General features: G+C 70.0%; 14 protein-coding genes. 5 read left to right on the plus strand and 9 right to left on the minus strand.

Annotation, left to right across the window (positions count from 1 at the left end; all coding sequences use genetic code 11):
• Positions 1-31: 31 nt before the first annotated feature.
• From ACFOSH_RS43945 to ACFOSH_RS43960, 4 genes are all read right to left on the minus strand, one after another.
• On the minus strand, positions 32-1,009 hold the full coding sequence (locus ACFOSH_RS43945) for an aminotransferase class V-fold PLP-dependent enzyme (RefSeq protein WP_378247775.1): 978 nt from the start codon (positions 1,007-1,009) through the stop codon (positions 32-34).
• A gap of 52 nt (positions 1,010-1,061) precedes the next feature.
• Positions 1,062-1,823 carry an isocitrate lyase/PEP mutase family protein gene (locus ACFOSH_RS43950; protein ID WP_378247751.1) on the minus strand — a complete coding sequence of 254 codons (762 nt, stop codon included), beginning with the start codon at positions 1,821-1,823 and terminating at the stop codon, positions 1,062-1,064.
• Positions 1,824-2,290: 467 nt separating this feature from the next.
• Positions 2,291-3,796 (minus strand): PH domain-containing protein, encoded by a 1,506-nt coding sequence (locus ACFOSH_RS43955; RefSeq protein WP_378247753.1) that lies wholly within the window; start codon positions 3,794-3,796, stop codon positions 2,291-2,293.
• A complete protein-coding gene (locus ACFOSH_RS43960) occupies positions 3,793-4,335 on the minus strand; it encodes a PH domain-containing protein (protein ID WP_378247755.1) in 543 nt (180 codons plus the stop codon). Before ACFOSH_RS43960 ends, ACFOSH_RS43955 begins: the two co-directional genes overlap by 4 nt.
• A 56-nt stretch (positions 4,336-4,391) precedes the next feature.
• On the opposite strand from ACFOSH_RS43960, the gene ACFOSH_RS43965 reads away from it, so the two are divergent.
• Positions 4,392-5,012: a TetR/AcrR family transcriptional regulator gene (locus ACFOSH_RS43965; RefSeq protein ID WP_378247777.1), complete on the plus strand. Its 621-nt coding sequence runs from the start codon at positions 4,392-4,394 to the stop codon at positions 5,010-5,012.
• Here ACFOSH_RS43965 and ACFOSH_RS43970 read toward each other — a convergent pair.
• Both ACFOSH_RS43970 and ACFOSH_RS43975 read right to left on the minus strand, forming a co-directional pair.
• Complete coding sequence (locus tag ACFOSH_RS43970) at positions 4,995-5,648, minus strand: GOLPH3/VPS74 family protein (RefSeq protein ID WP_378247757.1); 654 nt, start codon at positions 5,646-5,648, stop codon at positions 4,995-4,997. The genes ACFOSH_RS43965 and ACFOSH_RS43970 overlap by 18 nt on opposite strands.
• A gap of 2 nt (positions 5,649-5,650) precedes the next feature.
• Positions 5,651-7,105: an ArnT family glycosyltransferase gene (locus ACFOSH_RS43975; RefSeq protein WP_378247759.1), complete on the minus strand. Its 1,455-nt coding sequence runs from the start codon at positions 7,103-7,105 to the stop codon at positions 5,651-5,653.
• A 115-nt stretch (positions 7,106-7,220) separates the two neighbouring features.
• Between ACFOSH_RS43975 and ACFOSH_RS43980 the strand changes: the two genes are divergently transcribed.
• Both ACFOSH_RS43980 and ACFOSH_RS43985 read left to right on the plus strand, forming a co-directional pair.
• On the plus strand, positions 7,221-8,429 hold the full coding sequence (locus ACFOSH_RS43980; RefSeq protein ID WP_378247761.1) for a sensor histidine kinase: 1,209 nt from the start codon (positions 7,221-7,223) through the stop codon (positions 8,427-8,429).
• Positions 8,426-9,076, plus strand: coding sequence for a response regulator transcription factor (locus ACFOSH_RS43985; RefSeq protein WP_378247763.1), 651 nt, complete (start codon positions 8,426-8,428; stop codon positions 9,074-9,076). Before ACFOSH_RS43980 ends, ACFOSH_RS43985 begins: the two co-directional genes overlap by 4 nt.
• On the opposite strand, the gene ACFOSH_RS43990 is transcribed toward ACFOSH_RS43985, so the two are convergent.
• From ACFOSH_RS43990 to ACFOSH_RS44000, 3 genes are read right to left on the minus strand one after another with little or no spacing between them, the layout of a single operon-like run.
• Complete coding sequence (locus tag ACFOSH_RS43990; protein WP_378247765.1) at positions 9,066-9,428, minus strand: winged helix-turn-helix transcriptional regulator; 363 nt, start codon at positions 9,426-9,428, stop codon at positions 9,066-9,068. The genes ACFOSH_RS43985 and ACFOSH_RS43990 overlap by 11 nt on opposite strands.
• 35 nt (positions 9,429-9,463) lie before the next feature.
• Positions 9,464-10,045 (minus strand): TetR/AcrR family transcriptional regulator, encoded by a 582-nt coding sequence (locus ACFOSH_RS43995; protein WP_093935705.1) that lies wholly within the window; start codon positions 10,043-10,045, stop codon positions 9,464-9,466.
• A 51-nt stretch (positions 10,046-10,096) separates the two neighbouring features.
• Positions 10,097-10,534: an SRPBCC family protein gene (locus ACFOSH_RS44000; protein WP_378247767.1), complete on the minus strand. Its 438-nt coding sequence runs from the start codon at positions 10,532-10,534 to the stop codon at positions 10,097-10,099.
• A gap of 68 nt (positions 10,535-10,602) precedes the next feature.
• Between ACFOSH_RS44000 and ACFOSH_RS44005 the strand changes: the two genes are divergently transcribed.
• Positions 10,603-10,764: a hypothetical protein gene (locus ACFOSH_RS44005; RefSeq protein WP_378247769.1), complete on the plus strand. Its 162-nt coding sequence runs from the start codon at positions 10,603-10,605 to the stop codon at positions 10,762-10,764.
• A 675-nt stretch (positions 10,765-11,439) separates the two neighbouring features.
• The coding region (locus tag ACFOSH_RS44010) for a transposase (protein ID WP_378247779.1) at positions 11,440-11,789 on the plus strand (350 nt) is incomplete at its 3' end.

The following is an 11,789-nucleotide window of genomic DNA, read 5'->3' on the forward strand; positions in this document are numbered from 1 at the left end:
AACATACGGTAGTTCACGCCGGTCCGGCGGTTCACCTGAACGTGCTTATCACCCGTTCGACGTCGTCAGTGGTGTTGTGGAGATGGAACCCGAAGCGCTGCCTTCCGGCCCGGGTACCGGCCACGATGCCCGCTTCCCGCACCTTGTCGGCGTCAGCGTCGAGCGAGACGATCGCGCTCCCCTGAACGGGTGACCCGAGCGCTTCGAGGAGTGAGTCGGCGAGACCCACGCAGTGCGCGCGGACGGCGTCGAGGTCCAGGGACCCGAGGTAGTCGAGCGAGGCGGCGGCGCCGACGTAGGCGAGCCAGGCCGGGGACAGGTCGAGCGACCGGGCGCCGCCCGCGAGCCGCAGCGGGAGGCCGTAGACGGTCTGCCAGCGGTCCTCCCCGGCGTACCAGTTCGCGGCGACCGGCACCGCCCGCTCCAGCACCCGCGGGTGCGCGGCCAGCCACGCCGCCCCGCGCGGCGCGAGCAGCCACTTGTAGCCGGCGGCGACCACCCAGTCGGCCCAGCCGAGGTCGAGCGGCTGCCACCCGGCGGCCTGGGTGGCGTCGAGCAGGACGGCCGCGTCCGCCGCTTCGGCCGCCGCGCGGAGCCTGCCGAGATCGACCTGGGCGCCGTCTGCCGACTGGACGACGCTGACCGCGACCAGGTCATGACCCTCGACGCGTTCGGACAGCTCGGCCAGCGAGACTTCGGTGACCTTGACCCCGCGGTGCGCTTGAGCCGCGAAGGGGAAGGTGACGCTGGTGAAGTCGTTCCCGGCGGCCAGCACGCCGGCGCCGTCGGGCAGCCCCGCCGCCACGTTCGCGATCAGCTGCGAGACGGACGCCCCGATCGCGACCCGCTCAGCCGGGACCCCGATCAGCGCGCCGAACCCGCCCCGGGTCCGCGCGACGGGCTCGTCGAAGTCCGCCGGGCGGGCCTCGCCGCGCCGCCACCGCTCGACCGCCTCCGCCACCGCGTCGGCCACGTGCGTCGGCGGGATGCCGATGCTGGGGGTGTTCAGCTAGCCGGGCGGGACGGCGAATTCGGCTCCGAAGGTCTGCATGCTCCCGAGGCTAATGAGATTCCGGGAGCAGGGCCGCGACATCGGCATAGGACGGCGGGGTCAGCGGGAGTTCGCCGCCGTCGCGGATGGCCGTCACCGTGCGCAACGTGGCGGCCAGCGCCATCCGGTACGGCAGCGAACCGAGGCTGATCCGCGCGACGCCGAGCCCGGCCAGAGCGGCGACGGTGACCTTGCCGGGGAGGAACAGCAGGTTCACCGGCACCCCGACGGCCTTCACCAGCCGCTCGACGTCCGAGGGCTCGGCGAGCCCCGGCACGAACACCCCGTCGGCACCGGCGTCCACATAGGACAGCGAGCGCTCGATCGCGGTCCCGAGGTCGGGCTCCCCCAGCCAATGCGTGTCCGTGCGCGCGTTGACGAAGAGACCGGGAGCGCGTTCCTTCGCCGCCGCGATCTTGGCCGCGTGCCGCACAGGATCGCCGAGGGCGTCTTCGAGATTGATGCCCGCGACACCGGCTTCGGCGAGTTCCGCCGCCAGCGCGCCGACCTCGCCCGGGTCTTCGCTGAACCCGTCAGCGAGGTCGACGCTGATCAGCGCGTCCAGTCCGGTGAGCCGCCGGGCCAACCGGACGGTGGCGTCCTTCGAGGACGGGGCACCGTCCGGCTCGCCCTCGGCGGCCGAGACCCCGAGGCTGGTCGTGCCGAGCGCCGGGAAGCCTTGCGCGGCGAGGAAGGCGGCCGTGCCGAACTCCCAGACGTTCGGCAGGAGCAGCGGGGACCCGGGGACGTGCAGTGCGGCGAATGCGGTCATGACACGACGGTAGCCAGCGGACGCTTCGGCGGCGGCCGAAGTGTCGGCTTGGGTCGCCCTCGTGAGTGGTAAGTGTCGTTAGAACGGCACTTACCACTCACGACCACAGTAGGGGGCACGGTCCGGAGGCGCCGGTCCGGTATCGCCACTTCCGGCACTGGCCACAGCGGAGGTGCGCGAAGGGCCCCTTCCCCGCACCAGACGCAAAGAGGGACGTTCATGCACGGCGAGCAGGCCCTGGGGCACGGTATTTGCCTACCCACCGGGATCCGGTGTCTTCGTGCTGGGTGGAAGGTGTGACGGGGGAAGACGTCCTCGCGACGATGGAGGAATCTGGACACTGAACGTCCCGATTCCTCCATCGTCGACCCAGCACTCTCCTGAATCGCCGCCTTCGCCCAGGTCAGGCGCAGGTAGGCAAATACCGATCCGCCGGAACCCGAATCGCCACTCACGATCCCAGAGCGTCAGGCTCGCTCAAGGAAAGGCGTCAGCAGCTCCGGCACAGAAGCCTCCGCGAACAGCAGGCCCTGCTCCTCCCCCGCGTCGTACACCGAGTACGCCCCGGTCCCGGCCGCCGTGGTCGCCACGACGGTCAGCAATCCCTTGCGCCGCTGGAAGACCGACTGCTTGACCGTCCAGCCGATCACGCCGTCCCGTTCGAGCGCGAACGTGCTCCGCCGCACGGTCCCGTGCCGCCCGACGAGGTACCGCCCGGTGATCCCGTGCCCGAGGTTGCGATAGGCGTCCAGCGCCAGCAGCACCGACACCGGCAGCAGCACGACACCGAGCGCGGCGCCGATCACCAGCAGGACGTCGGTCAGCAGGAGACCGAGGATCGCGAAGATCGCCAGCAGTACCACCACCGAACCGACCCACCAGCGCAGCAGCCGTCCCCGCGCGGCGCGCGGATGCCCGGCGAGCCGGACGGCTTCGGTCGGCGAAACCGGTTCGCGCAGGACCTCCGCGGCGATCCGGGTGGCCGTCGCGACCGGCGCGGCGGGCAGGAGGGTGTGGTAGTCGGTCTTGTCCTGGTCGTCGCTCTGCCGCATGCCGGTGGCGATCGCGTCGACGCGGGCCGCGCCGGAGATCCGGTTCCCGAGCGGCTCGACGAGTTCGATACCGCGCATCCGGCGTTCCTCGATCGAGATCGAGCGCGTGGTGAACAGTCCTCGGCGCACTCGCAGCGTGCCGCCGGATTCGCGGTCGAGCCGGAAGTTCCACCACATCTCGACCCACAGGCCCAGCGCGCCGACCACGCCGACGAGCATCGCGACCGCCAGCAGGATCAGGATCGCCACCACCAGCGGGATGCCGAGGAACAGGTCCATCACCCAGTCGATCAGGCCTTTCTGCAGCCCCGTCCACTCGGAGAGCTGCATGAGCCCGCCGCCCGCCGCGAGGCCGAGCGCCGGGGAGAGGAACGACATCGGCGCGTAGCGAATCCAGCTCCGGTCCAGTTCGGCGAGCGGTGCGTCGTCGTCGGTTCCCGCGATTTCCGCGCGACGCAACAAATCCGCGCGCAGTCGCTCGGCCTCGGCGCGCGAGACGGGATTGAGCTTGATCCTGCCTTGCCCGCCCGACTCGTGCGAGCCGGTGCCGATGGCCACCACGGCGACGCCGAACAGCCGGTGCAGCGGGTTCGCGGTCAGGTCGACGTTGCGGATCCGTTCGCGCTGCAGGGACTTCCGCGAGCGGAAGACCAGGGTGAACGCCGTCTCCAGCCGGTCCGGTGTGACCCGGTACCGCACGCCCTTCCAATAGAACAGTTCCGCCAGCACACCGCCGCCGACGAGTACCAGCCCACCGCCCACGACCCACGCGAGAGCGACCCAGAACCGTCCTCCGGCGCCCACGATCGCGGCCGTGGTCGGGATGGCGGCACCGATGGCCACCCCCGCCATCGTCAGCGCGGTGACAGGGAGGGTCCGCTTGTCGAGCGTGCTCCAGCCCTCGAACTCGCCCGAGGTCATGTCGCGTCCCCCGGCGTCGCCTGCGTCGTCTCCGTGAGCTGCTCCGCCAGGCTCGCGGCCAGTTCGTGGTCGAGCCCGCGGATCTTGACCGCGCCCCGGGCCGACGCCGTGGTGACCGTGACGGTCGCGAGCTTGAACACCTGCTGCAACGGCCCGCGCAGGGTGTCCACGGTCTGGATCCGCGACATCGGCGCGACCCGCCATTCCTGCCAGAAGAACCCGGAGCGCGCGTACACCGCTGTCTCCGTGACCTCCCAGCGGTGCACCTTGAACCACCACACCGGCATCGCGAGCACCCACACCAGGCCGAGCACCGTGAGCACCGCCGCCGGCGTCAACAGCCAGGTCCGCGCGGGCGCGATGAGCAACCCGAGCAGCACCAGCACCAGCACCGGCGACGCCCAGAAGAGCGTTCCCTGTAGCCGCCACCAGCCCACGACCCGCTGATCCAGCGCGTTCCGCGGCGGCCTCAGCCGCACCTTCCCCCGATCGGCTTCCACCGAATTCACCCCCGACGATCGTTTACAATGCGGTCGCATCGCAATAATCTGGGACCGTAGTGACAATGCGATCGCATTGCAAACGGCCGGAACGGATGGTGAAGGTGCCGAAGCAGGTGGATCACGCCGCGCGGCGTGGGGAGATCGCCGAGGCACTGACGCGGCTGACGGCCACGCGCGGTCTCGAGGGGGTCAGCCTGCGGCACGTCGCCGCCGAGGCGGGCATGTCGATGGGCTTGGTGCAGCACTACTTCAAGACCAAGGACGAGATGCTGCTGTTCGCCGTCCAACGCCGCTCCGAGGTGTACGAAGCACGCATCAAGGCCCAGGTGGAGGCCGGCGAGCTGCCGTCGACACCCAAGGCGATCCTCCGCGCGATCATGATCGAGATCCTGCCGATCGACGAACGCAGCCGCGGCAACTGGCTGATGGGCGTCGCGTTCTTCATCCGCGCCGTCTCCGACCCGTCTTTCGCGGCCGTGTACGCCGAGGGCGTTCCCGAGCTGTTCGAACTGTTCGCCATGCTCATCCGTCAGGGCCAGGAGGCGGGCGATGTCGACAAGTCGGCCGATCCGATGCACGAGTCCGCGATGCTCTGGGCGCTCGCCGATTCGCAGGGCACGAACGTCGTGCTGAAGCACCGGACACCGGACGAGGTGGTGTCCACTGTGGACTACTACCTCGACCGGCTGTTCGGCTCAGCTCCCGCCGGATGAAGCCGCGGCCGACGCCCGCACCGCGCGCAGCTCCCGGAACAGCTTCCGCAGCGCGGGAACCGCGTCGCCGCCACGCTCGGTCAGCTCCTCGATCCGGTCCTTGTACTGCCGCCTGTCCTTGCCGGAAACGACGCCCTTGAGCTCGACGGCGGCCGCGAGCGCGGTGAGGGCGGCGTCGCTCGCGTCCACATCGGACGCCGGCGAAGGCCCGCGCAACGTCTGATCGACCGTGGCCCGCAGCCTGTCGACGGTGGCGGTGTCCCGCACATTCGGCCGCCGCGACGGGAACAGGCCGAGCGTCCGGCCGGTCTTCAGCTCGATCACGCCCGCGGTGTCCAGCTGGGACTCCAGCGCCTCCAAGGTGCCGCGCGCGTCCTTGCGCACCCACCATTTCCACTTGCCGGGGCTCTCGGCCGCGATCTCGGCGAGCATCTCGTCCAGGACGAGGTCCCCGGTCTGCCCGGCACCCGACACCGCGACCCGGCCGTCCGCGTCGGCGACCCGGCCGCGCAACACGAGATCGGTCAGCGCGGCGCCGCGGATCAGCAGGCCCGCCCGCCGCCGGTCGCGCAGTTTGTTCTTCCCGACGTCGCAGGCGAGCAGATACGCCTTGGCGGGCAACGAAAGTTCGGTCATCGTCAGTGCCTTTCCAGCTTGGGCCAGATTTCGTCCCAGGAACCCTGCCTGCCGTCATACCGCCACAGCAGCCCTTCCACCACCGGGGTCACCGAGGTGAAGTACGGCTTGAGCAGTTCCGGGTCGAAGCCGAGGAACAGCACGCTGTCCGCGGACTCCGGTGGCCGGTCGAAGTACCAGTAGCCGCGGTGGCCACTGTAAACGTGGTCGATGCCGTACCGCTGACCGTAGAACTCGGTCGCGGCGGCGAACGGGTAGATCTCGGCGTAGACGGCGGTGCGCGCCCGCTGCTCCGGCGGCAGGGCCGCGTAGGTGTCGCCGATCGCCTTGACCAGCTCCTGCTGCGGCAGTTCACCACCGGCGAAGGAACTGCCGAGCGTGATCGGGCCGAAGTTCGTCCGGGTCACGCTCGCCGGATAGATCGGCAGGCCGGCGAGGGTGATCACGGCCGAAAGCACCATCGCCGGCCAGGCCACGAGCCGCCACTGGGGAACGTGCCGCGCGAAGCCCGTCGCCGCGGCGGCGAACGGCAGTGCGAAGACGCTCATCAGATAGTAGGAACGGCCGTGCAGCAGCAGGAACGCCAAGACGAGCGCGGCTATCGCTACCCCCAGGAAGCGATAGCCGCGAAGTTCACGGGAAAAGATCAGCCGGACGAGGCCGTAGACGAACGCGAGCACGCCCGCCCCGACGCCGGCCGTCAGGAAACCGTCGCGAAGAAAAGGCCAGGTGCCCGGGAATTCCGCCGAGACGACGTCGTTCATGACCAGGTACGGCCAGCCGTTCGACGCCTGCCAGACCAGCGTGGGGATCGTCGCGACGACAGCGATTCCCGCGCCCAGCCACAGTTTCGGCCGCCGCACGAGCTCCCGCGGCCCGAGTACGAGCGCGGAGAGCAGGGCCAGCACCCAGAAAGCGGGGATGAGGAACTTCGTCTCGAGAGAGATCGCGGTGACCACACCCGCCCAGACCAGCAGGCCGTCACGGCGGACACGCACCCAGCGGACGACCAGCCAGACGATCACCGTCCAGAGGAACGGATCGAAGACGTAGGTGCCGATCCAGTGGCTGACGATGATCACCCCGGACGTCGCGTAGAGCCCGGCCGCGAGCACCTGCGCGCCGCGTCCGCCGCCCAGTTCCCTGGCGATCAGCGCGGTGACGACCACCCCGGCGGCCGCGGCCAGCGTCATCGGCAGGCGCAGCATCACCAGCGAGCCGGGGAACAGCGAGTCCATCGCCCCGGCCAGCGCCGGGATCAGCGGCGGCTGGTCGAAGTACCCCCACGCCAGGTGTTCCCGGCCCGCCATCAGGAAGTACAGCTCGTCGAAACCGTGCGCGTAGCGGCCGCTCGTGGCCAGAAGCGCGGCGGCGGCCACCGCGGCGACGACGAACACCGGGAGCCGGGCGAAGGCCTGCTCCTGTCCTGTTCGGACTGTTGGGGTCGCGATGTCCATGTGCTCCAGTCCACCGGAGACGGCCGCGGCGCCGAAACCGGGTAAGGAGGGTCACCGGATAGACGAAAGTTGCGGATCTCCCCGCCTTCGGTCGACGGCTGGTTACCGTGACCGGGTGGAGAAAAGCAGGCCGTTCCGGCCGGGTCCGGCCGACACCGTGTGGCTCACGCTGGCGGCGCTCGCGTTCGTGGGCCTGGACATCACGCTGTACGTGTTCGGCGAACCGACGGCAGGCTGGGCGGGCCCCGCCGCGGGCGTCACCCTGCAGGTGCTGCTCGATCTCTCGCTGATCCTGCTGTTCCGGTACCCGAAACTGGTCGCGGGCCTGGTCACGGCGGGCGGACTGCTGATGCTCGCCTCCGACCTGTTCTCCCCCGGGCTGCTGGTGCCGGAGCGGCAGCTGACGCTGATGACCGTCCCGACGATCACCCCGGTGGTGCTGAGCCAGCTCGCCCGCCTGATGGACCGGCGGACCCTGCTCTGGCTGACCGGGATCCTGGTGCTGTGCGCGTCGCGGCCGTGGGACGCGCAGTGGAACACCACGCCGTTCGGCCTGCTGGGCACGGCGTTGCCGACCACGCTTTCGCTGTACTTCGAGGCGCGGCGCCAGTTGCTGCGCTCGCTGCGGGACCGTGCCGAACGGGCCGAGCGCGAACAGCACCTGCTCGCCGAACGCGCCCGCGCCGAAGAGCGGCGGAAGCTGGCCGAGGAGATGCACGACGTCGTCACCCATCGGCTGAGCCTGATGGTGCTGCACGCGGGCGCGCTCGGCGTCGTCTCGGCGGACGAAGCGGTGCGGACCTCGGCCGAGGACATCCGGCGCGAAGGCGCGCTGGCCCTGGACGAACTGCGTGATCTCGTCGGGGTGCTGCGCAACGGTGCGAACGCCGAACCGCGCACGCTCACCGACGGCGTGGCGGGCGATCCGGCGACACTGGTCGCGGAATCGGCGTCGGTGGGCATCCCGACCGAACTCACCGTGCACGGCGATCCCGGGCGGATCTCCCCGACCGTCGCCCGCACGGCGTACCGCGTCGTGCAGGAGGCGCTGACGAACATCCGCAAGCACGCGCCGGGCTCGACCGCGACCGTCGAACTCCGGTATCACGCGGGCGGTCTGGACATCGAGGTGGAGAACACGCGAGCGGGTGCCGCGCCGGATCCGGCGCTGGCGGGCAGCGGTTCCGGCGCGGGCCTGGCCGGACTGCGGCAGCGCGTCGAACTGATCGGCGGCCGGTTCGACGCGGGGCCGCGGCCGGGCGGCGGGTACCGCGTCGGTGCGATACTTCCGGCCTACGTCCCGACGACGGAAGGAGATCGGTGATCCGGGTGGTCGTCGTCGATGACGAACCGATGGTCTGCGCGCATCTGCGGACGATCCTCGGCTCCGCGGCCGACATCGAGGTCGTGGCGCAGGCGCAGGACGGCGCCGAGGCGGTCGAAGCCGTGATCCGGCACCGGCCGCGCGTGGTGCTGATGGATCTGCGGATGCCGGGCGTCGACGGGCTGACAGCCATCGAGCGGATCGCGAAGCTCCCGGAGCCGCCCGCGGTCGTCGCGCTGACGACGTTCGACGCGGACACCTACGTCATCCGCGCGCTGCGGGCGGGCGCGGCCGGGTTCCTGGTGAAGTCGACGCCGCCGGAGGACCTGATCGGCCTGGTCCGGGTCGCGGCGGACGGGCACACCGTGCTCTCCCCCGAAGCGGCGCAACGGCTGGTGGCGATGTCGGCCGACGGACGGCGTCGCGGGGACGACGCGCGGCGGAAGACCGACGGGCTGACCGAGCGCGAAACGGATGTCCTGGCCTGTCTCGGCGAAGGACTGTCCAATGCGGACATCGCGGCGCGGCTGCACCTGGCGGAGGCGACGGTGAAGAGCTACGTGTCGCGGATGCTGGTCAAACTGGACTGTGCGAACCGGACCCAGGCGGGGCTCCTGGCGCACGAAGCCGGCTTGGTCAAGCGGTGAGCTGACCGTCGTGAGCACGGCGGGCGTCGAGGACCTCGCCCATGTGGACGCGGGCCCATTTGTCGAGCATGTCGAGCGGTTCGGCGAGGTTGCGGCCGAGCTCGGTCAGCTCGTACTCGACGTGCGGCGGGATCTCCGGGTACGCGGTGCGCGTCAGGATGCCGTCGCGGACGAGGCTGCGGAGCGTCTGGGTGAGGACCTTCTGCGAGATCCCGCGCACGCGTTTGCCGATCTCGGTGAACCGGAGCGGGCCGTCGCCGAGCACGCCGACTATCAGCACGGTCCACTGGTCACCGATGCGGTCCAGCAGCGCGCGGGTGGGGCAGTCGGGGTCGTACGGGTTTCCGAGCACGTGACCTCCTCACTCTCTCCAGGAGAGTAACACGCCTAGTGAGAGGGAGTGGGCTGCATCAGCGCCTCGAACAGCAGGATCAGGTGGCGGCGGCCGCGCTCCCAGCGCGCCTCCAGTTCGGTCTGGTCGCGGGTCGCCCAGCTGGCGATGAGGATGCCGCGGACGACGTCCATCGCCGTGTACACCGCGTGCAGGAACTCCGGATGCGCCGAATGGTCCGGGAGCAGCGCCTTGCCGAACTCGACCAGGCTGCTCGTCGCGATCGGCTCGACCACCGCCATCTGGGCACGCAGTTCCGCGTCGGTCCGCGAGGCCACCCACAGCTCGACGGTCGCCGAGAAGACCGGGCCCTGGTGCATCTCCCACAACAGCTGCAACGCGTCGCCGACCGGATCGGCCGACGCCTTCAGTCTGTCGATCTCGGCCATCGCGACCTCGGTGCGTTTGGCCGCGAGATGCCGGATCGCGGAGGTGACGAGGTCGGTCTTGGTGGGGAAATGGTGCACCTGCGCGCCGCGGGTGACCCCGGCGCGATCCGCGACGCGGGTGGTCGTCGTGCCCGCGTAGCCGTACTCGACGAGACAGTCGATCGTGGCGTCGAGCAGCCTGACGCGCATCGCGGCGCTGCGTTCCTCCTGCGTGCGTCGTGGGGCTGCCATGCGCCTACTTTATGGGGCGCCGCGCGAGGCCCGCGCCACGAGGCCGTCGACCATGCGTCCGAAGAAGCCGCCGAGGAACCGGCGGTACAGCCCGCCGGTGCCCGGGATCTTGGCGATGAACGACGCGTGCCAGTGGATGTCGGTGCCGCCGAGCGCGGGCGTGAGGTCGACGTACGCGCGGTAGTCGCGCAGCGGCATCCCCTTGCGCAGCGTGTAACCGAAGCGTTTGCCGGGTTCGAGCGCGATGACCTCTTCGCGGGCGTTGACGCCGTTCGTGCTGAAGACGCCGACGGCGCCGAGGCCGTTCTGGTCGCCCTTCTCCAGGAGGCGGAACTTGCCCAGCGGGGACCAGTCGGGCCAGTGCTCGCGGTCTTCGAGGAGGGCGTAGACGGCTTCGGGGCTCGCGCTCGTGTGGCCGTTCGCGGAAATGCGCTGGATCTTCGCCATGCGGACTCCTTTCAGGGTCATCTGCCGGGTTCGTGCCAGGGGAAGCCATCCGGTGCGGCGGCCGGACGGTGAGCTTGGCGACCGGCCGGACCGGTACCGGGCTGGCGGCCTGGGTCGGCCGAATCTCCCCGGCGGCCGGTTCCAGCTCGAACGTCGCGGACGGCAACAGGTACACCGTGCCTGTCCGCCACGGCCGCCGCGCCAATGCCGGCGCGCTGATCGAGAAGTGATAGCGGGCCTCTCCCCCGACCCGCACACACGCGTTGCACATCGACAACGGCACGCTGTCGCGGTCCAAGATCGCGTAGAACATCGGCCAGATCCCGTCGGCCGCCGCGAACACCGCCTGTCTGCTTCCGAAGTCCGTGATGTCCGGAGGCCGTCGCGGGACGAATTCGGTGATGCCTGGGTTGCCTGAGCCGTGCAGGACGAAGTCCGCCCTGTCGGCGGCATGACACAGGAACTGCCATTTCGGAGCGTCGACACGATAGTCGACGGGCCGGTCGGGACCGGCCGCGAGCGCTTCGTCCAGCATCTCGTCGAACCGCTCACCCAGCCCTGCCGACGTCGGCATGTCCGGCCGGTGAAGCCAGTAGTCGGGCAGGCTCATGATGCCGACCTTAGCCAGGTCAGCGTCACTTTCGTCCCGGTTTCCACACTCCGCATTCAGAGGACTAAACGCGGGGCGTGGCTTTCGCGATATGCGGGTTCGTGGCGCAGTGGCTCTGCGCGACGCCGGAACCAGTCCCGCGTGGCCGGTCCGGTCACGACGACCGGATCGCCGGAGACGTGAGGGGTGTGTGGAAATAGAGACGTTGAGGGATGCTGTTGGTTTATTCGGGGTGGTGGCGTCTACGCTGGTCAGGGTCTTGTGATGATCGCGGATCTGTGGAGTGTGGCTGCTGATGTCGTTGAAGCCGGTGCCGTTTGGTGAAGTCCCGGCGTTGACTGCGCGGGTGGCTCGCGCGGCGTTCCCGAAGGGGACGTTGTGCATGCGGATCCGTGATGCTGTGGGGCAGGTGTTCAGCGATGAGCAGTTCGCTGAACTGTTCTCCAGTCGTGGCCGTGCGGGGTGGTCGCCGGCGAGGTTGGCGTGGGTGCTGGTGCTGCAGTTCGTGGAGAACCTCACCGATCGGGCGGCGGCCGACGCGGTGCGGTCTCGGATCGACTGGAAGTATTTGATGGGTTTGGATTTGGAGGACCCTGGGTTCGATTTCTCTGTTCTGTCGGAGTTTCGTGACCGGCTGGTCACCGC

Origin of the sequence: Amycolatopsis speibonae (assembly GCF_042647925.1) — a bacterium.
In the GTDB taxonomy this organism is placed as follows: domain Bacteria; phylum Actinomycetota; class Actinomycetes; order Mycobacteriales; family Pseudonocardiaceae; genus Amycolatopsis; species Amycolatopsis speibonae.